We start from the raw sequence: 23,788 nt of genomic DNA, 5'->3' as shown, positions 1-23,788 counted from the left end.
CACGACGAACCGGGGCCTGCTACCGGGCGCTCCGATGCTTACCCGGACGGGACTTTCACCCGCAGGCCTGGACCAGCTTCCAGGACGCAACATGCTTGTCAGGCTAGATTGACAGATCTCCAGCTGTCAATCTAGCCTGACAGCGTGGACGTTAGAGAGCTGTCCGAGCGGATCAGGGCCAATGACCCGGCCATGGGGCTGCGCGCGGTCGGGGCGCTGCACCGGCTGGCCGAGCAGGTGGAGGCGGTGTCCGTGGCCTTGGCCAGGGAGCAGGGCTGGACCTGGGAGCAGATCGGCGACGCGCTCGGCATGTCGCGGCAGTCCGTGCACGCCAAATACGGCAAGTGAGGAGCTGACGATGTTCGGCAAGCAGAAAGGCGCGGTGACGGTCATCGTCAAGGCCGCGTTCGAGGAGGCGCGGCTGCGCGGCGACCGGCGGCTCGGCACCGAGCACCTGCTGCTCGGCCTGCTCCACCACGAGCAGTCCGCGCGGGCGCTCGGCGTCGATCTCGCCGCCGCCCGCGCCGCGCTCGACGAGCTCGACCGGGTGGCGCTGCGGATGCTCGGCCTGGAGGTCGGCGACCTGCCCGCGACGCCGCGCAAGCACCCGGCCGTCCCCGGCACGGCGCTCACGTCGAGCGCCCGCGCCGCGCTCAACCAGGCCGTCAAGGCCACGAGCGCGAAGGCCAGGAACGCGGAGATGCCCCGCCACCTGGCGCTCGCCCTGCTCGACCAGCGCCACCCCGACCCGGTGGCGCACCTCATCGACCACCTGGCCCTGGACCGCCCCGCCCTCCGCGCCAAGCTCACCTGACGACCCCGCGCGGCCCCGCGACCTGACCTCCTCCGGCGATCGCCGCCGGCGCGGGAGGAGATATTCGGTTGAGCGGGGGCCGGGGCGTTGAGAAGGTCGAGGGATGGGGCGCAGCTTTGACGACTTGGTGCAGGAAGCCGGATCCGTCTCCGTGGCCGGGTGGGACTTCTCCTGGCTCGACGGCAGGGCCAGCGAAGAACGGCCGTCCTGGGGCTACTCGCAGCTGCTCGGCGAGCGCATGGCCACGGTCAGGAGCGTGCTCGACGTGCAGACCGGCGGCGGCGAGGTGCTGGCCGGCGTAGCCACCCTGCCGCCGGTGACCGTGGCCACCGAGTCGTGGCCGCCCAACCTCAAGCTGGCCGCCGCCCGGCTGCGCCCGCGCGGCGCGTGGGTGGTGGCCGACGACGACGAGCCGCGCCTGCCGTTCGCCGACGCCGTCTTCGACCTGGTCGTCAGCCGCCACCCCGTGCAGACGTGGTGGACGGAGATCGCCCGCGTGCTCCGGCCCGGCGGCGCGTACTTCTCCCAGCAGATCGGCCCGCGCACCGCCGGCGAGCTGACCGAGTTCTTCCTCGGCCCGCAGCGCTCCCACACCCGCGACGTCGGCGCGGCCGAAGCGGCGGCCGAGGCGGCCGGGCTGGAGGTCGTCGACCTGCGTTCCGAACGGCTCCGCATGGAGTTCCGCGACGTCGGGGCGGTGATCTACTTCCTGCGCAAGGTGATCTGGATCGTGCCCGGCTTCTCCGTCGAGCGCTACCACGACCGGCTGCGCGAGCTGCACGAGCTGATCGAGTCGCAGGGGCCGTTCGTGGCCCACTCGGCCCGCTTCCTCATCGACGCCCGCAAACCGATCGGCTGAGGCGCTCCCCCGGCCTACCCCCGGCGTCGTACGCGACCGCGGCCTGAACACTCCCCCGGGCGCAGTCGCGACAGAGCCCGGCGTGCGATTCGCCGCGGCCTCCTGCGCAGGACCCTTGAGTCACAGCGTTCGAAGGAGGAGAACATGCACACCATCGTCATGTCGGCACCTCATTGGGGTCCCGCCGCGGGTTTCTGGCCGATCTTCCCCCTCGCCTGGGGGCTGCTGTGGGTGGCGGTCATCGCGCTAGCCGTCACGGGGTTCCGCAAGGGCTGGTGGGGGCCCAGGCGCGCGGCCGCCGCGACCCCGGGCGCGACCCCGGGCGCGCCCACCGAGCCGACCGCCACCGCGGAGCGGATCCTCGCCGAGAGGTACGCCCGCGGGGAGATGACGGACGACGAGTACTTCGAGAAGATGTCCGTGCTCCGCGGCGGAGCTGCATAAACGTCACTTGGAGGCAAACAACTGTCACTGGTCGCATTCATGGCGTCGCGTTACGTTTCGTATACGCCTTCATCGGAAGTGGGGACAAGAATGCGGTCCATCGCCAAGTTCTGCGGCCAGTGCAGCTGCGGCTGCCCCGAACTGTTCGTCGATCACACGGCGCCCGAGGAACGCCAGGTGGTCATCGTCGACGACTTCGGGCAGCGCGTGGAGATGAGCCTCGACCAGTTCGAATCGATCGTGGAAGCCGCCAAGAGCGGGTCTCTGGACAGCCTGGCGCTCGTACCCTGAGCGCGCAGGTCCTGACCCTGCTGGCCGGCGGGGCGGCCGCCGGTCTGCTCGCGGGCACCGCGACCTGTACGGCGGCGCAGGGCGGGCTGCTCATCGGGCTCGCCGACGGGCGCCGCGGGCGTGATCCCGCGCTGGTCGGCTGGTTCCTCGCGGGGCGTCTTGCCTCGCACACGGCGGCGGGGGCGCTGCTCGGGCTGCTCGGCTCGGCCGTCAGCCTGCCGCCGCAGGCCCGAGCGGTGCTGCTCGTCGCGGCCGGCCTCACGGTCATCGCCTTCGCCGTCCGCCTGATCCGACGCGACCGCCCGCCCTGCGCGACCTCGCCGTCAGACGCGGTGCCCGCGGCTTGTGGCGAATGTGAGCCCGCCGGCGCTGAGCCCCGTCCCGCCTCCGGGCGGCGCGCGTCGCTGCTGGGGGCGGTCACCGTCCTCGTGCCCTGCGGGGTCACGCTCGGCATGGAGATGGTCGCGATCACCAGCGGCTCGCCGCTCGCGGGTGCGGCGGTCATGGCGGGGTTCGTGGCGGGCACCGCGCCGGCGTTCGCGCTCCTCGGGTACGTCCTGCGGCGCGTCTCCAGGACCCGCCTGGCCAGGCTGGCCGGGGTGGTGGCGATCGCCGCCGGCCTGTGGACGGCGGGGACCGGCGTCAACCTCGGCGGCTGGCTGGCCGCCCCCACCCCCGCCCAGGCCACCTCGCAGGGCAGCAGGCCCACGTCGGTGACCGTGTGGGCGACCCGCGAGGGCTACCGCCCCGCCATGGTCGACGCCCGGGCGAACGCCCCCGTCGAGGTGGTCTTCAAGGTGCTCGACCAGGGCTGCACCGGCACCGTCGTCATCGAGGGACGCGACGTGGCGCTGCCCGCCACCGTACGCCTGCCGCCCCAGCCCCCGGGCACCCTGCGGTACGTCTGCGGGATGGGCATGTACGCGGGCTTCATCAACTTCTCGTGAAGCCTTAGGGCGATTACGGTTCGCGATCGGCTGATCACGTGCCAGTCTGTCGCCATGGCCTGGCGAGGAGAGGTGGCGGTACCAGCGCCGCGCGCAGGAGACGAGCCCGAGTTGCTGGCCGCCGCACGGGCGGGTGACGCCCGCGCCGCGCACCGGCTGGGCAAGCTCTACGCCCAGCACGGCGAGCGGGCGGCGGCCAAGCACTGGTGGGAGCGGGCGGCCGCGGGCGGCAACGTCGACAGCGCGTACAACCTGGGCATCTGGCACGAGAAGCACGGCAGCCTGGAGGAGGCCGTCACCTGGTACGAGGCGGCGGCCAGCACCGGCGACGCCGAGGCGGCGACGCACCTCGCGACCCTGCTGCTGGAGCAGCGCGGCGACCCGGGGGCGGCGAGGGTGTGGTTCGAGAGCGCGGCGACGGCCGGGTCCCGGGCGGCGGCCCGGCGGCTCGCGCTGATGTGCGAGGAGACGGGCGAGCTGGGCGCGGCCCGCGCGTGGCATCGCAGGGCGGCGGCCGACGGCGACGTGGCCTCGGCCCACGACCTGGGGTTCCTGGCCTACTGCGCGGGCGACGACGCCGAGACCCTGCACTGGTGGGAGTACGCGGCCAGGGGCGGCCACGCCGAGTCGGCGTACTGCCTGGGTCTCTATCTCGACGCGAGCCGCGACCCCGAGGGCGCCGAGGCGTACTACCGGCTGGCCGCGCGCAGCGAGCATCCCGGCGCGGCCTCGCGCCTGGGCGGGGTGGCGCTGTCGCGGGGCGACCTGCGCACGGCGCGGGGCTGGTTCGAGCAGGCGGCGGCCGCCGGGCGGGCGTGCGACCAGCGGATGGCCGGGTTCGTCTGCGTGGAGCTGGGCGACACGGCGGCGGCCAGCCACTGGTTCGGCCGGGCGGCGGCGGGCGGCGACGCCGAGGCCGCCTACAACTACGGGCTGCTGCTGATCGCCGAGTTCGGCGACCTGGTGGGCGGGCGCCACTGGTTCCGCCAGGCCGCGCAGGCGGGGCATCACGAGGCCGCCGTCGAGCTGGGCGGCCTGCTGTCGGTGGCGGGCGAGCACGGCGAGGCGCAGGCGTGGCTTTCGGACCCGCCGCCGCCCGCGTGGGCGCGACCGGCCGAGCCCGAGCTGACGGCCAGGGCCGAGCTGGCCGCGGCGGCGATCGGGCGCTGCGGCGGCGAGCCGCCGGCCGTGGCCGACCTGGCCGAGGTGCTGAGCACGTGGGACGTCGTCACCCGGCCGCTGCACGACCACTCCGACGTGGTGGCCTGGCTGGTGGCGCGCAGCGGCGTGCATCTCAGCGCGGTGGAGCACCTGGCGTCGGTGCGCGGCACGCTGCTGCGTCCCGGCAGCTCACCGTGGCCGGGTCAGGGCGAGCTGCAGCACGTCCTGACCACGGCCCGCGATTTGCGCCGCCGCCTCGGGGTCCGCTGACCTAGAGAACCTCGGAGACCGGCGTGTACGGCAGGCCGAGCGCCTGCGCGACCGGCTCGTTCGTGAGCCGCCCGCCGTGGGTGTTGAGCCCGCCCGCGAGCCCCGCGTCGCTCTTGAGCGCGTCGCGCCAGCCCAGGTCGGCCAGCTTGACCGCGTACGGGAGAGTCGCGTTGGTCAGCGCGTATGTCGAGGTGTTGGCCACCGAGCCGGGCATGTTGGCCACGCAGTAGAAGACCGACTCGTGCACCTTGTAGGTGGGCTCGGCGTGCGTGGTGGGCCGGGAGTCCTCGAAGCAGCCGCCCTGGTCGATGGCGATGTCCACGAGCACGGAGCCCGGCTTCATCCGGGAGACGAGGTCGTTGGAGACCAGCGTGGGGGCCTTGGCGCCGGGGATGAGCACCGCGCCGATGACGAGGTCGGCCCGCAGGACCTCCTGCTCGATCGCGTACGAGGTGGACACGACGGTCTTGAGCCGGCCCTGGTAGATGGCGTCGATCTGGCGCAGCCGGTCGATGTTGGTGTCGAGCACGGTGACGTCGGCGCCCATGCCTACGGCGATCTGTGCGGCGTTCAGGCCCGAGACGCCGCCGCCGATGACGACCACCTTCGCGGGCGCGACGCCGGGCACGCCGCCCGGCAGGATGCCCCTGCCGCCGTTGAAGCGCATCAGGTTGTACGCCCCCACCTGCGGCGCCAGCCGCCCGGCGACCTCGGACATCGGGGCGAGCAGCGGCAGGGCGTTGCCCACCTGCACGGTCTCGTACGCGATGCCGGTCGTGCGGGCCTCGAGCAGCGCGTCGGTGCACGGCTTGGAGGCGGCGAGGTGGAGGTAGGTGAACAGCACCAGCCCCTCGCGCAGCCGGTGGTACTCCTCGGCGATGGGCTCCTTCACCTTGAGCACCATGTCGGACTCGGCCCACACGGCGTCGGCGGAGTCGATGATCTTGGCGCCCGCGGCCAGATACTCCTCGTCGGTGATCTGCGAACCCAGGCCGGCGCCCCGCTGTACGGAGACGTCGTGCCCCTTGCGCACCAGCTCGTGCACACCCGCCGGAGTGGCGGCGACACGGTATTCGTGGTTTTTGACCTCGGCTGGGACGCCGATCTTCATTGCGGTGGTTCCTTTCGGGAACCGGCACGTCGTCGTACCGGATGGAAGGGTGTCATAGTCGTGCCCACGCCTCCGTGAGCACGCCGCGCAGGATCTCGCCGATCTCGTCGAACTCCTTCTGCCCGGCGATCAGTGGCGGCGCGAGCTGGATGACCGGGTCGCCGCGGTCGTCGGCCCGGCAGTAGAGGCCGGCGTCGAACAACGCCTTCGACAGGAAGCCGCGCAGCAGCCGCTCGGACTCCTCGGCGTCGAACGTCTCCTTCGTCGCCTTGTCCTTGACCAGCTCGATGCCCCAGAAGTAGCCGGAGCCGCGCACGTCGCCGACGATCGGCAGGTCGCGCAGGTCGTCGAGGGTCTGGCGGAAGCGGGGCTCGTTGGCGGTGACGTGGCCGAGCAGGTCTTCGCGCTCGAAGATGTCGAGGTTGGCCAGCGCGACGGCGGCGGAGACGGGGTGGCCGCCGAAGGTGTAGCCGTGGGCGAACATGGTGTCGCCGTCCTTGAACGGCTCGAACAGCCGCTCGTGCGCGATCATGGCGCCGATCGGGGAATAGCCGCTGGTCATGCCCTTGGCGCAGGTGATGATGTCGGGCACGTAGTCGAACTTCTCGCCGCCGAACATGGTGCCGAGGCGGCCGAAGGCGCAGATGACCTCGTCGGAGACGAGCAGCACGTCGTACTCGTCGCAGATCTCGCGCAGCCGCTGGAAGTAGCCGGGAGGGGGCGGGAAGCAGCCGCCGGCGTTCTGGACGGGCTCGGCGAAGACGGCGGCCACCGTGTCGGGGCCCTCCATCTCGATGGCGCGGGCCACCCGGTCGGCGGCCCACCGGCCGTACTGCTCGGGGGTCATGCCGGGGACGCCGGTGATCTCGTCGGCGCGGTAGTGGTTGGTGTTGGGCACCCTGACCGAGCCCGGCACGAGCGGCTCGAACATCTGCTTGAACGCCGGGATGCCGGTGATCGACAGCGCGCCCTGCGGGGTGCCGTGGTAGGCGATCTGCCGGCTGATGACCTTGTGCTTGAGCGGCTTGCCGACGAGCTTGTAGTACTGCTTGGCGAGCTTCCACGCGGTCTCGACCGCCTCGCCGCCGCCGGTGGTGAAGAAGACGCGGTTGAGCTCGCCGGGGGTGTGGGCGGCCAGCCGCTGGGCAAGCTCGGCCGCCTTGGGGTGGGCGTAGGACCAGAGCGGGAAGAACGCCAGCTCCTGTGCCTGCTTGGCGGCGGCCTCGGCCAGCTCCTGCCGACCGTGACCCACCTGGACGACGAAGAGCCCCGCCAGACCGTCGAGGTAGCGCTTGCCGTGGATGTCGTAGACGTAGGACCCCTCACCGCGCACGATGGTGGGGATCTCGGACTGCTCGTAGGCGCTGTGTCGGGTGAAGTGCAACCACAGGTTGTCCTGCGCGGCTTTCAGGACGTCGAGTTCCGGCTGCGTCATGGTTATCTTCCCTCGTGTCTGAACTTCCCACAGTCTGCACGTTCACCTGCGGAGTTGCCAAGCGAATCGGTCGCAGCAATATGCAAGAAAATCGGGATCCGCAGAACCCATATGTAACCACGACGAAATCCGCAGGTAGATTAGCCCGCGGGCCAGAACCGCGACCTGTCCTGTTTCCGCAGGACAGGACCGGTTGTGGTCCAATGAGACCGAAACTGCCGTGAGCGCCCGGTGACGGGCGCGACTGTTGAGAACGACCCCCGGGGGACCGTCCCGTGACTCCTGAACAGATCGAGAACGCTGTCTCCGCCGCGATGCCACAGGCCGTCGAGGAGCTCAGGCGGCTGGCCGCCATTCCCTCCGTGGCCTTCCCCGGGCACCCGCAAGAGCCGGTGTTCGCCGCCGCCAAGATGACGGAGGAGCTGCTGCGCTCCACCGGGCTGCCGCGCGTGCAGCAGGTGCCCGTCGAAGGCAGCTTCCCGGCCGTCTACGGCGAGGCCCCCGCGCCGCCCGGCATGCCGACCGTGCTGCTGTACGCCCACTACGACGTGCAGCCCGCCGGTGACCCCGCCGCGTGGCGCACGCCGCCGTTCGAGCCGACGCTGATCGACGGCCGCCTCTACGGCCGCGGCACCGCCGACGACAAGTCAGGCGTCATCTCCCACGTCACGGCCCTGCGCGCCTTCCAGGGGAACTTCCCCGTCGGCATCAAGGTGATCATCGAAGGCCAGGAGGAGTACGCCGGCGACCGGCTTGAGGCGTTCGTCGAGCGCAACCCCGAGCTGCTGCGCGCCGACACCATCGTGGTCGCCGACACCGGCAACCCGCGCGTCGCCGATCCGGCGGTCACCACCTCGCTGCGCGGCATGGCCGCGTTCACCATCGAGGTGCGCACGCTGCGCGAGCCCGTGCACAGCGGCTCCTTCGGCGGCGCCGCGCCCGACGCGCTGGCCGCCCTCATGCGCATGCTGACCGCGCTGCACGACGAGAACGGCGACGTGCGCGTGCCCGGCCTGCCCCGCGGGTCGTTCCTCGGGCAGGGGCCGTCGGAGGAGGAGTTCAGGAGGACGGCCGGGGTGCTCGACGGCGTCTCGCTCGTGGGCTCGGGGTCGCTGGCCGACCGGCTCTGGTCGTCGTACGCGATCACCGTCACCGGCCTCGACGTGCCGACCGTCTCCGGCGCCATCAACGCCGTCCAGCCCGTCGCGCGGGCCAGGGTGACCGTCCGCGTGCCTCCGGCGAGCGACCCCAAGACCGCGATCGACGCCGTGGCCGACTTCCTGCGCCAGGTGGCGCCGTGGGGCGTGCAGGTGTCGTTCGGCGACCACACCGTGGGCGCCGGCTTCCAGGCCGACTCCGGCGGCAAGGCCCGCTCGGCGCTCAACCGCGCCATGGAGCGCGCCTTCGGCCGCCCGCCCAGGGACGTCGGCGCCGGCGGCTCGATCCCGCTGGTCAGCACGCTGCTCAAGCAGTTCCCCGCGGCCGAGATCCTGCTGTTCGGCGCGGAGGACGAGGAGGCCGCCATCCACGCGCCCAACGAGCGGGTCGACCTGGAGGAGCTGCGCCGGGTCGCCACGACGGAGGCGTTGTTCCTGCACGAGCTGAGCCTGCCGTCCGCGCTCGGGGTCTAACGCACCGGTAGGTCGTACACGCGGCGGACGCTGCTGCCCAGCCTGGCCACGTCCGCCCCGTACACGTGCAGCGACACCCCCACCTCGTCGCTGGTGTTGCACACCCTGTGGATGTCGCCGGGCGGGGCGAACCCGCTGACCTCGCCCGGGTGGTTCGCGGCCCGGCCGATCTCGATCAGATGGTCGCCCATGTCGCGGTAGAGGATCTCGTACTCGATGCCGCTCAGGATGCCGAACGTGCACCACGACACGTGGTCGTGCACCGGGGTGTCCTGGCCGGGGCGCCAGACGATGCCGCAGATCGAGAAGCGGTCCTCGGCGTGCAGGACGTGCGAGACGTAGCCGCCGGGCGAGCCCTCGCGTTCGTGCGGCGTGAGCACGTCGAGGCCGGGCAGGTGGTCGCGGAGCAGGTCGGCGACCGCGAAGGCGGTCGGTCTTGCGCCGAGGTCGCGGGCGACGATGCGCGACACGCCCGTCACGAGGACGTCCAGTCCGGGTCTGGCGCCTGGTCTGGTGATGGTGGCGGTCTTCATGGTGAACCCCCTGCCGAGGTCCGTCCGCTGCCTTCCCTTCCACGGTCCCTCACCTCGACTGATAGGTCCAACAGATGTCTTGTGGTTGATCGATAGATATGCTTGATGAATGCTGGATGTCGCTCGTCTGCGCGTCCTCCTCGCGGTCGCCCGCAAGGGCTCGCTGACCGAGGCCGCCAAGGAGCTGCACTACTCCCAGCCCTCGGTCAGCCACCACCTGGCCAGGCTGGAGGCCGAGACCGGCGCCAAGCTCATCCAGCGCGCCGGGCGCGGCATCCGGCTCACCGAGGCGGGCCGGCTGCTCGCCGAGCGGGCCGCCGACATCATCGAACGCCTCGACGCCACCGCCGAGGAGCTGGCCGCGCACGTGGGGCTGCGGTCCGGGCGGGTGCGGCTGGCGTCCTTCCCCTCCGCGCTCGGCACGTTCATCCCCAAGGCCGCCACGCTGCTCGCCGACGCCCATCCCGGGCTGCGGCTCCAGCTCACCGAGGTCGAGCCGCCCGAGGCGCTGCGGCTGCTGCGGGCCGGACGGGTCGACGTCGCCGTCATCTTCCGGTACGACGACACGGCGCCCGAGGACAACGGCCTCCACCTCGTCCACCTGCTCGACGACCCCAGTTTCCTGCTGGCCGCCGACGAGCCCGGCGCGCCCGCCGACCACGCCGGGTCGTCCTGGATCGCGGGCTGCGACCGGTGCCGCAGCCACCTGCTCGACGTGTGCGCGAAGGCCGGCTTCGAGCCGCGCATCGGGTTCACCAGCGACGACATCGTGGCCGTACAGGCGCTGGTGGCCGCCGGGCTGGGCGTGACGCTGCTGCCGGGCCTCGCGCTCGCCGCCCACCGGCATCCCGAGGTGCGGGCACGCGAGGTGCCCGGCTCGGTGCGACACGTGTACGCCGCCGTCTACGGCGAACCACCCCACCCGCCCGCCACCCAGGCCCTCCTCACCGCCCTCACCCGGAGCCTCGGAAAAGTCGTTGACGCCGTTTCTACGATGGCCTCATGCCGGACATCACCACCCTCGCCCTCTTCTGCGCGGCCACCCTCGGACTGCTGATCGTCCCTGGACCGGCGGTGCTCTACATCGTCACCAGGAGCGTCGCCCAAGGCCGGGGCGCGGGCATCATCTCGGTGCTCGGCGTGCACGCCGGCTCCCTCGTCCACGTGGCCGCCGCGGCGCTCGGCATCAGCGCCCTGCTGGCCGCGTCGGCCACCGCGTTCACCGTGGTCAAGTACGTCGGCGTGGCCTACCTGCTCTGGCTCGGCGTCCGCAAGCTCATGCGTAGGGGCTCCACCGGCGACACGCCGGTGGAGCTGCCGGTGCAGACGCGGCGGCGGCTGTTCTGGGAGGGGTTCGTGGTGAACGTGCTCAACCCCAAGACGGCCATCTTCTTCCTGGCGTTCCTGCCGCAGTTCGTGCACCCGGAGGCCGGGCCGGTGGGGCCGCAGATCCTGCTGCTCGGGCTGCTGTGGGTGGTGCTCGGGGTGGCGTCCGACGGTGCGTACGCGCTGCTGTCCTCCGCCCTCGCCGGCCGGCTGCGCGGGTCGGCCCGTGCCCGGCGGCGGCTGGACGTGGGCAGCGGGCTCGTGTACCTGGGGATGGCGGCGTGGCTCACGACGGAGAAGGCGTGACAAGCCAGGAAATTTCCTGGCCATAGTGCGATAGTGAGTTAGATCAGCCGCTGATCAGGGGGAAGGCACGCCGGGACGTAGCTGATAGGCGGACCCATGCACACGCCACCGCACAGCCTCGGGCTCGAACGGGTCGCCGAGGTCTTCTCCGGTCATGACGACGTCGTCGGGGTGACCGGCTCGGGGTACGCGATCGGTGCCGATCTCGTGCTGACCTCCGGGCAGGTCGTGGACGCGGGCGGGCCGTGTCACGTACGCCCGGCGTGGTCGGACCGCTGGCTGCCGGCCGAGCCGGTGTGGCGGGGCCGGGGCGGCGCGGACGCGGTGCTGCTGCGCGTACCGGAACCGGCCTGGGCGACACCGGCCGACATCGGGCACACGCGCTGGGGCCGCGTCGCGGGGGCGACGGCGCGCTGCGCGGCGTCCGGTTACGGGCAGGCCGGTGAGCGGGGCGGGGCCCGCGCGCCTGAGACGGTGTCCGGGCTGGTGGAGCCGCCCGCGAGCGCCGTGTCCAAGACGTTGACGGCCCGCGTGGTCAGCCCCGACTTCGAGACCCGCCCGGCGGCGCTCTGGCACGGACTGCCCGGCGCCGCGCTGCTCGCCGAACCGGCCGGGCAGATCGTCGGCGTGGTCATCGGGTACGCGCCGCGCCGCCTCGACGTCGTCCCGGTGAGCGCGTTGCTCGCCGACGAACGCTTCCGCGACCTGACCGGTGTCGCCCCCTGGCGCCTCGAAACCACCCCCGGCACCCCCGCCGTGGCCCTCCCCACCCTGCTGACCCCCGCCCACAACCCCCCACCGGCACCGCCTGTCCCGGACGTCCTGGCCTCGCCGGTCGTCCCTCCGGCCGTGTCGGTGAGCGGTCACGGACACTGGGCGGACTTGATGGCCCGGCATGCCGTGGTGCCGTTCCTGGGCCGGGAGGCGCCGCTCGCGGAGTTGCACGCGTGGGCCGCGGAGGCGGCGGCCTTGTCGATCGCCGTACTGACCGGACGAGGCGGCACGGGAAAGACCCGGCTGGCCGCCGAGCTGTGCGCCGAGCTGGGATCGGCCGGCTGGGACGCCGGTTTCCTCCCACTGGACACCCTCGCCGCCATACTCTCCGCACCACCACCCAGCGACCTGAGAACACCTCCGTCCGGACAGGTGCTCCGCCTGGAGGCTTTGAGACCGACCCTCGTCGTCCTGGACGGCCCGGAGCCATCGGCCCCTCTGGTGGGCGAGCTGATCCGCCGCCTGGCCCAGCACGGCCGCAACCCCTGCATACGACTCCTGCTGGTGGCCCGCGAGCCTGGCGACCCCGACTGGTGGCGCCGCCTCGACACAGCAGCAGGCGGCCGCCTGAGACGCCTCAACACCACGAGAATCCAGCTCAACACCCACCCGCTGACGCTCCCGGAGCGGGAAGACCACGCCCTGGCCGCCATGCGCGCCTTCACCCCAGGCCAAGCCGCGCTCCCCACCCCACCCCGCCTCGACGACCCGGAATACGGCCTCCCCCTCCACGTCCACCTGGCGGCCTTACTACACCTGGACGGCGACCCCCAGATCAGCGGCGCAACCCTGATCGACCACTTCCTGACCCGGGAGTCGGCCCGCTGGTCCCAGCTATGGCAGCCCCACCCCGAGGACGACCAGCCGACCGCTCCCCAACCCCAGCTGGATGAGCACGGCGACGCGATCGCCCACCCGTCCGAGGGGTTCGCGTGGTTCGGTGGTCTGGGCGACCATGGGGCGAGCGGGCCAGAGCAGCTCGGGCACTCAGCAAGACGACAGGCAGTGGCCGTCCTGCTGCTCACCACCCCCCGCCCCGACGAACTCCCCGCCCTGCTAACCGCCGTCCCCAGCATCCGCGCCGGACACGCCGCCCATCCCCAGACCGGAGATGCGGTCCCCGCGCGTCCCGCAGAGGCCATCCACACCCTCCCTGGAGCCGCCGATCGCGCCCGACCCGACGACGCCGTCCGCCCCGGTGCTGCCTCCGTGCAACGGCAGGGCGGGGTTGCCGGGGAGGTGGCGCGGTGGTTGGGGCGGGTGGGGGTGCCGGCCCAAGGGTTCGATGTGATGGGTGAGCAGCTGCTGGACGGGACGGAGGATCTCGACGCGCTCGTCCTCGCCGTCCACGATCACGAGGCACGGACGACGGCGCATCTCGTACGGATGCTCGACGTGCTGCGGCTCGCCGCCGGCCGCGAACGGGTCAGGGCGGCGCTGTGGTCGCTGATCGCCAGCCGCATCGGCCGGCTGGTCGCGGCGGCCGTGGGCGATCCCGGCGGCAGGCTGGGCGACGCGGTCAATGCGGCGCTGGTCCTGTTCGGCGGGGACCGGCAGCTCGCCGAGGCGGTGGCCGCCCTCCCCGTGGCACAACCGGGGAACGCCGGCCCTGGGCTGCGTAACGGCGGGCTCGGCCTGCGGGCGCTGGACGTGACGCTCGCCGAGCTGACCGTGCGGCACCGGCGCGCGACCGGGGAACGGGTCGCGCTGGCCGGTGCCCTGGCGTGGTGGTCGCGGGGGCTGGCGGCCGTCGGCAGGGTGGGCGAGGCGGTCGCGGCGGCGGCGGAGGCCGTGGAGCTGTACGCCGGCGCTCCCCCGTACGAGGACGCGGTGGGGCAGGCGGAGGCGCTGTTCGGGCTGGGGGCGTACCTGCTGCTGGGCGGCGAGGCGGGCGGGGTGATCAAGCCCGCGAAGGAGGCGGCGACCCGCTTCCACATCCTCGCCGAGGACGACCCCCGCTATGCCGGGCCTGCCGCCCGAGCCCAGTACAACGTGGCCTGCGCGTTGCTGGAGAGCGGCCGCCTGGAGGAGGCGGTGACGGCGTTCGAGGGCGCCGGCGGCCATCCCGGCTTCGCCTCCCACCTGACCACCCTCCTCACCCTCGCCAGAACCGGTACGAGTGCGGGCCCCTCCAGCCCCACCTGGAACGCCCACGCCGGCCCAGGCGGCCTCGCCGCCCCAGGCACCGGCGCAGACGCGAGCAACCCCACCGCGCCGGGCGAACGCGGCCGCACCGGGACCGGTGCGGGTGGGTTGGGGTGGGGGGCGGGGCATGAGGCGGTGGCGGGGCCGGAGCCGCTGATGCCGTTCGACCAGGTCGGTACGGCTGAGGTGCTGCCTGAGCTGGCCGCCTGCCTGGCGGTGGCGGTCACCTCGGCGGTCAGGGGCGTCGCGCCGACGCATCGGGATGTGGCGCAGCGGCTGCACCTTGTCGCCGCCTGGCTGGAGGGCGACGGCAGGCCGGCCGAAGCGCTCGTTCCGGCGGGTGAGGCGGTGGCGCGGCTGCGGGGGCTGGCGGGTGAGGAGCCGGGGCTGCGGGCGATGCTGGCGTCGGCGGCCGGCCTGGTGGCGAGGCTGCATGCCGGGCTCGACGACCTAGACGCGGCCATCAGGGCGGCGGCGGAGGCCGTACGGAACCTGCGGGCCCTCGTGACGCTCGACCCCGCCGGGCACCGGCCCGCCCTGGCCGACCGGCTCCTCGACCTGGGCGAGCTGCTGCTGATCGACGACCGCCCTGAGGACGCGCTCGCGCCGTTGCAGGAGGCCATGGCCGTGCCGGTGGAGGCGTCCGAGGGGCACATGGCGGCCCAGGCCAGGGGTCGGCGGCTGCTCGGCCTCTGCCTGGACGGGCTGGGCCGGACGGCCGACGGGCTGGCCCAACTGGAGATGGCGGCCGAGCTGTACGACGTGCTGAGCGTCGAGGACCCCTCCTACCGCCGGTACGGCCCCGAGGTGCGGGCCCGGCTGCGCAGGGGCGGAGAGGCGGACCGGCCCGCCGACGAGCCGTGGCTGCTGCGGATGGTGCTCGACCGGCCCGAGGAGGCGGTGGCCAGGGCGGAGCGGCGGCTCGCCGAGTGCAGGGAGGCGGTGGAACGCGCCGGTACGCCGGAGATCGAGCGCATCCATGCGTACCTGGCGGCGCAGGCGGACCTTGCCCGGGTCTGGGCGGACACGGGGCGGGCCGGGGAGGGGTTCGCGCTCGCCATGCAGGCGGCCGAGCTGCTCGAACGTCATGCCGCGCCCGCCGCCCCGCACGCCATCGCCGTGGGCATGGTGGCGGCGGCGCTGGGCCGTTCGCTGGTCGGTCTCGGACGGTACAAAGAGGCCATCCCGCACCTCCTCACCGCCATCGAGGCGAGCCGCCCGCAGGCGGGCGCCCGGGCCGAGCTGGGCGAACTGCTCATCCTCGAAGCCGTCGCCCTGTCCCGCGCGGACTGCCCCTCGGACGCGGAGGCGGCGGCCGACCGCCTGGTCGACCTGTACACGTCCCTGGTGGCCGAAGGCGCGGCCGGCCCGTCGGCTTTGGCCGGCGCCCTGCGACTGCAGGCCGGAATCCGCTTCGCCCGCCAGAACGCGGAGGGTGCCCTGGCCTCCGTCGACCGAGCGCTCGGCCTGCTGCCCGCACCGGGCAACGACGACGAACGACTCCTCTCCGCCGCCTGCCTGGAACTGGCCGGCCTGTGCCTCGCCGACCTGCACGAACCCGACGCCGCCGAAGCCCGCCTGACCGACGGCACCACCGCGATGGCAGGGCTTGCCGGGCGGGTGCCGGGTGAGTTCATGGGTGTGCATGTGCTGGCACTGGTGCGGTTGGCGCGGTTGCGGGTGGAGGAGGAGGGGCCGGCGGCGGGGGTTGTGTTGTATGCGCGGATTCTGGGCATTCGTCCGCTGCCCGGGGCGGATGCGCTCGATGCGCTCATGGGGGCGCTTTCCGGGTTCGCGGGTCAGGTGGTGGCGGCTGCCGGTCGGTACGCCGACGGGGCCGAGCACGATCTCGTGGACGTCGGCGGGCTGGTGGGGCCGTTGACCGCGTTCACCGAGGCGCTTGAACGTGAGGTGCCGCTCAGCGCGGAGGGCGGGACGGACGCCCACGACCGGTACGGCCGGTGCCTGACGGCGTTCGGTGCGGCGGCGGCGCGGGCGGGCGACGTCGCGAGCGCGGTGCAGGTGGCCGAGCTGTGCGTACGCGTCTACCGAGGGCTCGCCGCCGTCTCCCCCGCCTACCGCGAACCCCTCGGTCACGCCCTCGCCACCCTCGCCGCCGCTGGGGAACCTCGTGGTCACGCCCTCGCCGCCGCCGCGCGGCCCGCGTTGCCCGTGCTTGAGCAGGCCATCGCGCTGCTCGATGGGCGTGATCCGCGTCCGGTGGCCGAGACGTTGCACCACTACGCCGGTGCGCTGCTCGACCAGGGGCGGGCGGTGGAGGCGTTGGCGCATGGCGAGCGGGCCGCGGATCTGTGCGATGAGCTGGACGATCCGGGTGTCGCGGCGGCGGTGTTCGCGCGGCTCGGGTCCACGCTGGCCGCGCTCGACCGGCCGCAGGCGGCGCTGGAGGCGATCGCGTGGGCGCTGGCCGAGGTGGACCGTGCCGAGGAGGCGGGTGGGGAGCTGCCGCTGGTACGGGCGCGGGCGATCCAGGTGCGCGGGCGGGTGCTGCGGGTGTTCGGGCGGGGGCGGGAGGCTTCGGCGCACCTCGTAGAGGCACTGACGTTGTTCCGACGGTTGCCGGAGCCGCAGGCGGCCGCCGAGACGGCCGCGCTCATCGCGGACGACCTGCTGGCGGAGGGCCGGCCTGAGGAGGCCGCCGAGTACGCTCGGATCGCCGCGAACCACCACGAGCCAGGCACCGTCCAGCAGGTGCTGGCCACCCAGCGGCTCGTCAGGTGCCACATGATGCTGGGTGCGCTGGCCGAGGCGAACACGCTGGTCGAGAGCCTGATCCCGGCGGCCAGGAAGATGCCGGGCGACCTGACGTACCGGGCGATTCTGGCGGACTCGCTGGCGCAGAGCTCCGAGCTGCTCCCCCTGCTCGGCCTGGACGACGGCGCCGAGGCGGAGGCCAGGGCGCGTGCGGCGATCACCATCTACGACCAGTTGCTGGCCACGGGCATGAACGCGCAGGCCCTGCACACCAGCAGGGCGGGCGCCTGCCTGACGCTGGCCGGGGCGCTCAGGATGCGGGAGCGGTCGGCTGAGGCGGTACAGCCGCTGCGGGAGGCGGTGGCGGCGCTCGAACGGTTCTCGCCCGGCAACCCCATGCAGGCCGGGCTGCTGTCCAGGGCGATGCTCACGCTGGGTGACGCGCTCATGGAGGCGGGCCGGGCGCTGGAGGCCGGGCTGGTCTTCCATCGGGGTACGCAGGTGACCCGCGACCCGCTGTCTCGGGCGGTCGCGCACGCCCGGCTCGGCATGTGCCAGCAGGAACTGGGCCGGGACGACGCCGCCGACGCCGCGCTGCGCGTCTCCGCCGACCTGCTGCGCGACCTCCCCGGTGACGACGCCCCCGCCGGCCTGCTCCGTGACGTACTGCAGCGCAGGCTGACCCTCCTGGAGAAAGCCGGCAGGACGTCAGAAGCCGAAGCTCTCCAGGACGAACTACGCCACACGACCTGAGCCACTCGGGTTCAGCCCAGGCCAAGGCTTTCAGGCGTTTTCTGCGGTTTCCCGAGCCCACCGGTAGTCGGCCTTTCCGGCCGGGGAGCGGACCATTTCGTCCACGAACGCGTACGTCCGAGGCACCTTGTACCCCGACAGCAGCGTCCGGCAGTGCGCGTCCAGCTCCTCAGGCGTCACCGGCACCCCGGGCCGCGGCTCGATGACGGCGGCCACGCGGTTGCCCCAGCGCTCGTCCGGCACCCCGGTCACCACCGCGTCGAACACGCCGGGATGCCCCTTGAGCACCGCCTCCACCTCTTCGGGGAACACCTTCTCGCCGCCGGTGTTGATGCACTGGGAGCCGCGCCCGAAGACGTTCACCGTGCCGTCCTTCTCGACGGTGGCGAGGTCGCCGGTGAGCAGCCACCGGGTGCCGTCGTCGGAGGTGACGAACGTGCGCGCGGTCTTCTCGGGATCGTTGTAGTAGCCGAACGCCACCCGCCCCGACCGCGCGACGGTGCCGAGCTGCCCTGAGCCGGGCTCGACGGGCCGGTTCTCCTCGTCGAGGACGGCCAGCCTCACGACGGAGTTGGGCTGGTAGCGCAGGCCCTTCTCGGGTGAGGAGCCGGCCACGCCGGAGGCGGTGTAGCCGGACTCGGTGGAGCCGAAGTTGTCGAGGATCATGACGTTCGGCAGCAGTTCCTGGAGGCGGTCGCGGACGGCGCCGGACAGGATCGCCCCGGTCGAGCTGATCACGAACAGCGAGGACACGTCGTACGAGCCGGTCGCCAGCTCCTCGCTGAGCGGCCTGGCCATGGCGTCGCCGGTGATGTTCACGGTGGTGACGCGCTCGCGCTCGATCGTCCGCAGGACCTCGGCGGCGTCGAACTTGCGGACGAACACCATGGTCGAGCCCATCCAGAACGCGATGAACGTGGCCATCTGCGCGGCCCCGTGCATGAGCGGCGGCGCGGCCATCATGACCATGGGGTTGGCCTTGACCGCCTCGTCGATGACCTCCTGCGGCGTGGCGCGCGGCTCGCCGTACGGGTTGCCGCCGCCGAACCCCATGAACAGGTCCTCGACGTGCCACATCGCGCCCTTGGGGAAGCCGGTGGTGCCGCCGGTGTAGATGATGTAGACGTCCTGGCCGGAGCGGGCGGGGAAACCGCGCTCCGGCCGGCCGCGTTCCAGGGCGTCGCCGTACGTCACGGCCCCGCCGATCGAGGGCGGCCCGCCCACGGCGATGAGGTGGTCGAGCAGCGGCGCCTGCCCTGCGACGGCGGCGACCCGGGGCTCGAACTCGACGTCGTAGACGAGCGCCCGCAAGTCGGCGTCGCGGTAGAGGTAGAGCAGCTCGGCCTCGACGTAGCGGTAGTTGACGTTGATCGGCACGGCCCGGATCTTGAGCGCGGCGAGCAGCCCGGCGACGTACTCGACGCCGTTGCAGAGGTGCAGGCCGACGTGCTGTCCAGGCTGGACGCCGAGGTCCATGAGGTAGTGGGCGAGCCGGTTGGCCTCGGCCTCGAGCTCGGCGTACGTGCGCCGCTCATCGCCGCAGACGATGGCCGTGCGCTCCCCGATCGTGTCCGCGAGCCCCTCGAACAGGTCAGCGTGGTTGAACTCCATCAGGGCTTCTCCCGTCCGACGATCCACATCGCGAAGAACTGGGCTCCCCCGCCGTAGGCGTGACCGAGCGCCGTACGGGCGCCGTCCACCTGGTGCTCGCCGGCCATGCCGCGCACCTGCAGCGCGGCCTCGGCGAACCTGATGAGTCCCGACGCCCCGATGGGGTTGCTGGACAGCACCCCGCCCGAGGCGTTCCACGGGATGTCGCCGTCGAGCGCGGTGGCGCCCGACTCGGTGAGCTTCCAGCCCTCGCCCTCGGCGGCGAAGCCGAGGTTCTCCAGCCACATGGGCTCGTACCAGGAGAACGGCACGTAGACCTCGGCCACGTCGATCTGCCGGCGCGGGTCGGTGATGCCGGCCTGGCGGTAGACGTCGGCGGCGCAGTCCTTGCCGGCCTGCGGGCTGACGGTGTCGCGCCCGGCGCGGAAGATCGGCTCGGAGCGCATGGCGGTGCCGTGCACCCAGGCGGGCGTGCCGGTGACGGCCGATTCCGACGACAGCACGAGCGCGCAGGCGCCGTCGCTGGAGGGGCAGGTCTCCAGGTAGCGGATGGGCTCCCAGAGCATGGGCGTCGACTCGACCATCTTCTGGTCGATGCCGGGGATCTTGAGGTGCGCGTACGGGTTCTTCAGCGCGTTCAGCCGGTCCTTGACCGCGACGAGCGTGCCGATGTGCCCGGGTGCGCCGGTTCTGCGCATGTACTCGCGGATGTGCGGCGCGAAGTAGCCGCCCGCGCCGACCACGAGGGACGAGCTGAAGGGCAGGTGGGTGGACAGGGCCCAGGTGGCGTTCGACTCCGACTGCTTCTCGAAGGCGACGACGAGCACCCGGTCGTGCACGCCGCCCTGGACGAGCGAGGCGCCGACGATGGCGGTGGAGCCGCCGACGCTGCCCGCGGTGTGCACCCGCATCAGCGGCTTGCCGGCCGCGCCGAGCGCGTCGGCGAGGTACACCTCCGGCATCATCACGCCCTCGAACAGGTCGGGCGCCTTGCCGACGACCACGGCGTCGATGTCCTTGAACGTCAGCCCGGCGTCGTCGAGCGCCCGCTGCGCCGCCTCGCGGACGAGACCGGCGAGCGAGACGTCGCGCCGCTTGGTGGTGTAGCGGGTCTGGCCGACGCCGATGACCGCGCACCTGTTCATCGGGCCTCCAGGACGGTAACGAGGTTCTGTTGCAGGCAGGGGCCGGCGGCGGCGTGCGCGACGGTACGCCGCGCGGCGCCGTCGTGGATGCGCCGCGCGGCCTCGCCGACGCGGATGAGGCCGGTGGCCATGACGGGGTTGGCGGCGAGCGGCCCGCCCGAGGGGTTGATGAGGGTGTCGCCGCCGAGCTCCAGTGCCGCGCGCAGGATGACCTCCTCGTGCGGGAACTGGGCGTGCAGCTCGGCCACCTCGACCGGGCCCTTCGCGACCCCGGCGGCGCGGGCGGCGTCGGCGGCCGAGCCGGATCGCGCGAGGTCGCGCAGGCCGAGGTAGTGCGGCTCGATGCGGTGGGCGATGCCGGTGATGTAGGCAGGGCTGGGGCACAGCTGCCTGGCCAGGTCGCCGGCGGCGAGCACGACGGCCGCCGCGCCGTCGGTGACGGGCGGCACGTCGATCTTCCTGAGCGGCCGCACGGCGTAGTCCTCGCCGCCCGGCTCGGGCTCGGGCAGATCCAGCGCGTACGGGTTGCCGCGCCCGTCCGCCCTGCTCCGCCGGACGATCTCGTCCAGCTCCCCGGGGTCGGCGCCGACGGCGGCGGCCTGGAGCGCGGCGTAGGAGAGCTGGTCGAGGCCGAGCGGAGCCAGGTAGTAGGGGTCGAGCTGCAGGGTCATGATCGTGCGCAGGTCGCCGAGCGACGACTTGCCGAAGCCGTAGACCAGCGCCGAGTCGACGTCGCCGTGCTGGAGGCGGACCCACGCCTCGTACAGGGCCCAGGCGCCGTCCATCTCGACGTGGCTCTCGGAGATCGGCGGCCAGGCGGCGAGCGCGTCGAGCGCCGAGACGAACGAGAACGGCGCTCCCGCGAGATAGTCGCAGCTGCCCGAGCAGGTGAAGCCGAACCTGGTGAGCCCGGTGCGCTCCTTGACCTCGTTGATGACCGGGATGATCAGCTCGGGCTCGCTCAGGCCGGTGTCGTGATCGGTGTGCCGCGTCTGGGCGAACGCGACGATGGCCACATCTCTCATGACAGCTCCACATCGGGCTCGCCGGTGGGGGCGAACCAGCGGATGTTCGCCATGGACGCCGTGCGCTCGCTCTCGGGCACCCAGACCGCCCTGACCCGCATGCCCTGGCGTACCTCGTGGGCGGGCACGTCGCCGACCAGCGCGATCATGGGGATGTCGGTGCCGTCGAGCAGGATGTACGCCGACACGAACGGCACCTGCGGGGCCCGCGGGTCGGGCAGGTTGTTGATGGCGAACGTGGTGATCGTCCCGGTGTCGGGCACTTCGAAGGTGTCCGGGAGGGCGCTGCCGCATTCGGGGCACGCCGCCCGGTACGGCACGTACACCTTGGCGCAGCGCTCGCAGCGCCCGCCGAGGAGGACGCCGCGCTCGACCCCTTCGAGGAAGACCCGCAGCGCGCCGCCGGCCTGGAGGCGGTATTCGGCGCGCACGTCGGAGACGATCTGGGTGACCTCGGGGACGAAGTGCGACAGGTCGGTGATGTGGCCTTTGGGCTGCTCGCGCCACACCGGCCAGACCCGCATGCCCTGCCGCAGTGCCTTGGGGTTGCCGGGGTCGAGGGCGTGCACGAGGTCGGTGTCGGCGCCATCGAGGCGGATCAGCGCCCAGGCGAAGGGACGGTCGAGCGGATGTCCTGGCAGCGGCTCGTCCACCCAGGCCCACGTGGTGACCGTGCCGGCCGGGCCGACCTCGACGTACTCGCCGGTGACGGCTTCGCCGGTGGCGGGGTCGTACTCGAGGGGCGGCACCAGCACGCGGCCCTCCGCCGTACGCACGCCGACCAGGCGGCGGGCGCGTAATTCGCTGAGGAACCGGCCGATCACCGGCCCCGTCGTACGCGTGTAGCCGCCGGGGAACTCCAGGACGTGCTGCGCGACCAGCGGATCAGATGGCACGGTCGTGTCCCTCCCAGTACGGGGCGCGGAGCTTGCGTTTGAGCAGCTTGCCGTTGGGCTCGCGGGGCATCTCGGCGATGAAGTCGATGCTCTTGGGCCACTTCATCCTGGCCAGGCGGCCCTCCAGCGAGGCCAGCAGCTCGGCCTCCAGCTCGGGGCCCGGCTCGGCGTCCTGCGCGGGCTCGACGACGGCCTTGATCTGCTCGCCCCACTCCTCGTCGGGGATGCCGAACACGGCCACGTCGGCCACCTTGGGATGGACCATGAGCTCGTTCTCGATCTCGGCCGGATAGATGTTGGCCCCGCCAGAAATGATCATGTCGGCTTTGCGGTCACACAGGTAGAGGAAGCCGTTTTCGTCCAGGTAACCGATGTCGCCGACGGTGAAGTGGTCTTTGAGGCGGTTCGCGGCGGTCTTGTCGGGGTCGCCTTTGTACTCGAACGTGGCGCCCATCATCTTCATGTAGATCGTGCCCGGGGTGCCGGTGGGCACCGGTTCGCCCTGGTCGTCCACGATGAGCAGCTCGCTGATCGGCCACGCCTTGCCGACCGTGCCGGGGTGCGCCTTCCAGTCCTCGGGCGCGGCGATGGTGCCGCCGCCCTCGGTGGCCGCGTAGTACTCGTACACGCAGTCGCCCCACCAGTCGAGCATCGCCCACTTCACCGGCACGGGACAGGGCGCGGCGGCGTGGATCATCCAGCGCAGCGAGGACAGGTCGTACGCGGCGCGCGTCTTCTCCGGCAGCGCCAGCAGCCGCTTGAAGTGGGTGGGCACCAGGTGCGAGTTGGTGATGCGGTGCCGCTCGCACAGCCGCAGCATCTCCTCGGCGTCCCACTTGTCCATGTAGACGAGCGTGTGCCCCATGTGCAGGGCGGTGCCGCCGAACTGGGTCACCGCCGTGTGGTAGCTCGGCGAGGTGACCAGGTGGGCGTTCGGGCGGCCCGGCGTCATGCCGAACAACGTGAGCAGGAACGTCATCAGCTCGGCCGCGTCGTCCGGATCCATCCCGCTGAGCGGCCTTCTGACGCCTTTCGGCTTGCCGGTGGTGCCGGAGGTGTAGTGCATGGTGGCGCCGGCACTGCGGCCTTCCGGCACGGTGTCCGGCTGCCCGCCGGTCAGCTCGCCCATCGGACGGAACCCGCCGGCCTCGCCTTCCGTCAGGAACCGCCGCTCGGGCTCGATGGCCTCGGCGCCGCGGGTGCCCTCGGCGAGGAAGCGCGGGTGCACGAAGAACGCCTTGGCCTCGCTGTCGGAGACGATGTACGCGATCTCCGGGCCGGTCAGGTGCCAGTTGACCGGCGTGTAGTACCAGCCCGCCTGCAGCGCCGCCAGATAGAGGACGAGGCCGTCGGCGCCGTTGGGCACCAGGCCGCAGATGCCGTCGCCCGGCTGGAGACCGAGCGCGCGCAGCCCGTGCACGAGGCGGTTGGAGCGGGCGAGGAGGTCGCCCGCGCGGTGCTGGGTGCCGTCGGGGTCCACGGCCGCGATCCACTCGGGATCCGCCTGCGCGAGCCTCCAGAAACCGAGCGTGCCCATCTGATCTCCTCAGCTGTGGGCGGGCAAAACAGGAACCTGTTCTCGTTTGCTGGTGGGAG

19 protein-coding genes are annotated in these 23,788 nt (G+C 72.6%); 11 read left to right on the top strand and 8 right to left on the bottom strand.

The genetic code is table 11. The features are described from left to right. Positions 1 to 192 precede the first annotated feature (192 nt). The 7 genes from AB0K18_RS33550 (at position 193) to AB0K18_RS33520 (ending at position 4,786) form a co-directional block, all read left to right on the top strand. Positions 193 to 348 (top strand): helix-turn-helix domain-containing protein, encoded by a 156-nt coding sequence (locus tag AB0K18_RS33550; protein ID WP_091081925.1) that lies wholly within the window; start codon positions 193 to 195, stop codon positions 346 to 348. Between the two features lie 10 nt (positions 349 to 358). Beyond that, complete coding sequence (locus AB0K18_RS33545; RefSeq protein ID WP_364922458.1) at positions 359 to 814, top strand: Clp protease N-terminal domain-containing protein; 456 nt, start codon at positions 359 to 361, stop codon at positions 812 to 814. Positions 815 to 917: 103 nt separating this feature from the next. Continuing rightward, positions 918 to 1,673, top strand: a complete 756-nt coding sequence (locus AB0K18_RS33540) for a class I SAM-dependent methyltransferase (RefSeq protein WP_364922455.1) — start codon at positions 918 to 920, stop codon at positions 1,671 to 1,673. Positions 1,674 to 1,817: 144 nt separating this feature from the next. Then, positions 1,818 to 2,117 carry an SHOCT domain-containing protein gene (locus tag AB0K18_RS33535; RefSeq protein WP_364922452.1) on the top strand — a complete coding sequence of 100 codons (300 nt, stop codon included), beginning with the start codon at positions 1,818 to 1,820 and terminating at the stop codon, positions 2,115 to 2,117. A gap of 90 nt (positions 2,118 to 2,207) precedes the next feature. Then, positions 2,208 to 2,408, top strand: coding sequence for a hypothetical protein (locus tag AB0K18_RS33530; RefSeq protein ID WP_345396828.1), 201 nt, complete (start codon positions 2,208 to 2,210; stop codon positions 2,406 to 2,408). Then, positions 2,351 to 3,355 carry a sulfite exporter TauE/SafE family protein gene (locus tag AB0K18_RS33525; RefSeq protein ID WP_364922467.1) on the top strand — a complete coding sequence of 335 codons (1,005 nt, stop codon included), beginning with the start codon at positions 2,351 to 2,353 and terminating at the stop codon, positions 3,353 to 3,355. Before AB0K18_RS33530 ends, AB0K18_RS33525 begins: the two co-directional genes overlap by 58 nt. A gap of 72 nt (positions 3,356 to 3,427) precedes the next feature. Then, the gene (locus AB0K18_RS33520) at positions 3,428 to 4,786 is read left to right on the top strand and encodes a sel1 repeat family protein (protein ID WP_364922449.1); all 1,359 of its coding nucleotides are present in this window, start codon (positions 3,428 to 3,430) and stop codon (positions 4,784 to 4,786) included. 1 nt (position 4,787) lies between these two features. On the opposite strand, the gene ald is transcribed toward AB0K18_RS33520, so the two are convergent. Together ald and AB0K18_RS33510 are read right to left on the bottom strand one after the other, a co-directional pair. Beyond that, positions 4,788 to 5,897, bottom strand: a complete 1,110-nt coding sequence (ald, locus tag AB0K18_RS33515; RefSeq protein WP_364922445.1) for an alanine dehydrogenase — start codon at positions 5,895 to 5,897, stop codon at positions 4,788 to 4,790. 52 nt (positions 5,898 to 5,949) lie between these two features. After that, the gene (locus tag AB0K18_RS33510; RefSeq protein ID WP_364922442.1) at positions 5,950 to 7,332 is read right to left on the bottom strand and encodes an aspartate aminotransferase family protein; all 1,383 of its coding nucleotides are present in this window, start codon (positions 7,330 to 7,332) and stop codon (positions 5,950 to 5,952) included. A 275-nt stretch (positions 7,333 to 7,607) separates the two neighbouring features. Between AB0K18_RS33510 and AB0K18_RS33505 the strand changes: the two genes are divergently transcribed. After that, the gene (locus AB0K18_RS33505; RefSeq protein WP_364922439.1) at positions 7,608 to 8,963 is read left to right on the top strand and encodes a dipeptidase; all 1,356 of its coding nucleotides are present in this window, start codon (positions 7,608 to 7,610) and stop codon (positions 8,961 to 8,963) included. On the opposite strand, the gene AB0K18_RS33500 is transcribed toward AB0K18_RS33505, so the two are convergent. Further along, positions 8,960 to 9,496 (bottom strand): cysteine dioxygenase family protein, encoded by a 537-nt coding sequence (locus tag AB0K18_RS33500; RefSeq protein ID WP_364922436.1) that lies wholly within the window; start codon positions 9,494 to 9,496, stop codon positions 8,960 to 8,962. The genes AB0K18_RS33505 and AB0K18_RS33500 overlap by 4 nt on opposite strands. A 109-nt stretch (positions 9,497 to 9,605) precedes the next feature. Here AB0K18_RS33500 and AB0K18_RS33495 point away from each other — a divergent pair, with 109 nt between their 5' ends. From AB0K18_RS33495 to AB0K18_RS33485, 3 genes are all read left to right on the top strand, one after another. Further along, positions 9,606 to 10,553, top strand: a complete 948-nt coding sequence (locus AB0K18_RS33495; RefSeq protein WP_364922433.1) for a LysR family transcriptional regulator — start codon at positions 9,606 to 9,608, stop codon at positions 10,551 to 10,553. Then, a complete protein-coding gene (locus AB0K18_RS33490; protein ID WP_364922429.1) occupies positions 10,499 to 11,128 on the top strand; it encodes a LysE family translocator in 630 nt (209 codons plus the stop codon). The genes AB0K18_RS33495 and AB0K18_RS33490 overlap by 55 nt, the downstream gene beginning before the upstream one ends. 96 nt (positions 11,129 to 11,224) lie before the next feature. Continuing rightward, positions 11,225 to 17,515: a hypothetical protein gene (locus AB0K18_RS33485; protein ID WP_364922426.1), complete on the top strand. Its 6,291-nt coding sequence runs from the start codon at positions 11,225 to 11,227 to the stop codon at positions 17,513 to 17,515. A 30-nt stretch (positions 17,516 to 17,545) separates the two neighbouring features. Here the strand turns inward: AB0K18_RS33485 and AB0K18_RS33480 are convergent, their stop codons facing one another. Genes AB0K18_RS33480 through AB0K18_RS33460 form a run of 5 tightly spaced genes read right to left on the bottom strand, consistent with a single transcriptional unit; the run spans position 17,546 to position 23,729 of the window. Further along, positions 17,546 to 19,126, bottom strand: a complete 1,581-nt coding sequence (locus AB0K18_RS33480) for an acyl-CoA synthetase (protein ID WP_364922423.1) — start codon at positions 19,124 to 19,126, stop codon at positions 17,546 to 17,548. After that, positions 19,126 to 20,271, bottom strand: a complete 1,146-nt coding sequence (locus AB0K18_RS33475) for a thiolase domain-containing protein (protein ID WP_364922421.1) — start codon at positions 20,269 to 20,271, stop codon at positions 19,126 to 19,128. Before AB0K18_RS33475 ends, AB0K18_RS33480 begins: the two co-directional genes overlap by 1 nt. After that, positions 20,268 to 21,296 (bottom strand): lipid-transfer protein, encoded by a 1,029-nt coding sequence (locus tag AB0K18_RS33470; RefSeq protein ID WP_364922418.1) that lies wholly within the window; start codon positions 21,294 to 21,296, stop codon positions 20,268 to 20,270. Before AB0K18_RS33470 ends, AB0K18_RS33475 begins: the two co-directional genes overlap by 4 nt. Beyond that, positions 21,293 to 22,192, bottom strand: a complete 900-nt coding sequence (locus AB0K18_RS33465) for an OB-fold domain-containing protein (protein ID WP_364365452.1) — start codon at positions 22,190 to 22,192, stop codon at positions 21,293 to 21,295. Before AB0K18_RS33465 ends, AB0K18_RS33470 begins: the two co-directional genes overlap by 4 nt. Next, complete coding sequence (locus AB0K18_RS33460) at positions 22,182 to 23,729, bottom strand: acyl-CoA synthetase (protein WP_364922414.1); 1,548 nt, start codon at positions 23,727 to 23,729, stop codon at positions 22,182 to 22,184. Before AB0K18_RS33460 ends, AB0K18_RS33465 begins: the two co-directional genes overlap by 11 nt. Positions 23,730 to 23,788: the final 59 nt, after the last annotated feature.

The organism is Nonomuraea sp. NPDC049421 (assembly GCF_040677005.1).
Classification (GTDB): domain Bacteria; phylum Actinomycetota; class Actinomycetes; order Streptosporangiales; family Streptosporangiaceae; genus Nonomuraea; species Nonomuraea salmonea.
Note: the sequence above shows the minus strand (reverse complement) of the source record. Positions and strands in the feature narration are given on the sequence as shown.

What these genes read in the sequence shown, in the direction of transcription:
- AB0K18_RS33550 (WP_091081925.1), top strand. Translation starts at nt 193, where the DNA reads ATGGGGCTGCGCGCGGTCGGGGCGCTGCACCGGCTGGCCGAGCAGGTG.
- AB0K18_RS33545 (WP_364922458.1), top strand. Translation starts at nt 359, where the DNA reads ATGTTCGGCAAGCAGAAAGGCGCGGTGACGGTCATCGTCAAGGCCGCG.
- AB0K18_RS33540 (WP_364922455.1), top strand. Translation starts at nt 918, where the DNA reads ATGGGGCGCAGCTTTGACGACTTGGTGCAGGAAGCCGGATCCGTCTCC.
- AB0K18_RS33535 (WP_364922452.1), top strand. Translation starts at nt 1,818, where the DNA reads ATGCACACCATCGTCATGTCGGCACCTCATTGGGGTCCCGCCGCGGGT.
- AB0K18_RS33530 (WP_345396828.1), top strand. Translation starts at nt 2,208, where the DNA reads ATGCGGTCCATCGCCAAGTTCTGCGGCCAGTGCAGCTGCGGCTGCCCC.
- ald (WP_364922445.1), bottom strand. Translation starts at nt 5,897, where the DNA reads ATGAAGATCGGCGTCCCAGCCGAGGTCAAAAACCACGAATACCGTGTC.
- AB0K18_RS33510 (WP_364922442.1), bottom strand. Translation starts at nt 7,332, where the DNA reads ATGACGCAGCCGGAACTCGACGTCCTGAAAGCCGCGCAGGACAACCTG.
- AB0K18_RS33500 (WP_364922436.1), bottom strand. Translation starts at nt 9,496, where the DNA reads ATGAAGACCGCCACCATCACCAGACCAGGCGCCAGACCCGGACTGGAC.
- AB0K18_RS33495 (WP_364922433.1), top strand. Translation starts at nt 9,606, where the DNA reads ATGCTGGATGTCGCTCGTCTGCGCGTCCTCCTCGCGGTCGCCCGCAAG.
- AB0K18_RS33490 (WP_364922429.1), top strand. Translation starts at nt 10,499, where the DNA reads ATGCCGGACATCACCACCCTCGCCCTCTTCTGCGCGGCCACCCTCGGA.
- AB0K18_RS33485 (WP_364922426.1), top strand. Translation starts at nt 11,225, where the DNA reads ATGCACACGCCACCGCACAGCCTCGGGCTCGAACGGGTCGCCGAGGTC.
- AB0K18_RS33480 (WP_364922423.1), bottom strand. Translation starts at nt 19,126, where the DNA reads ATGGAGTTCAACCACGCTGACCTGTTCGAGGGGCTCGCGGACACGATC.
- AB0K18_RS33475 (WP_364922421.1), bottom strand. Translation starts at nt 20,271, where the DNA reads ATGAACAGGTGCGCGGTCATCGGCGTCGGCCAGACCCGCTACACCACC.
- AB0K18_RS33470 (WP_364922418.1), bottom strand. Translation starts at nt 21,296, where the DNA reads ATGAGAGATGTGGCCATCGTCGCGTTCGCCCAGACGCGGCACACCGAT.
- AB0K18_RS33460 (WP_364922414.1), bottom strand. Translation starts at nt 23,729, where the DNA reads ATGGGCACGCTCGGTTTCTGGAGGCTCGCGCAGGCGGATCCCGAGTGG.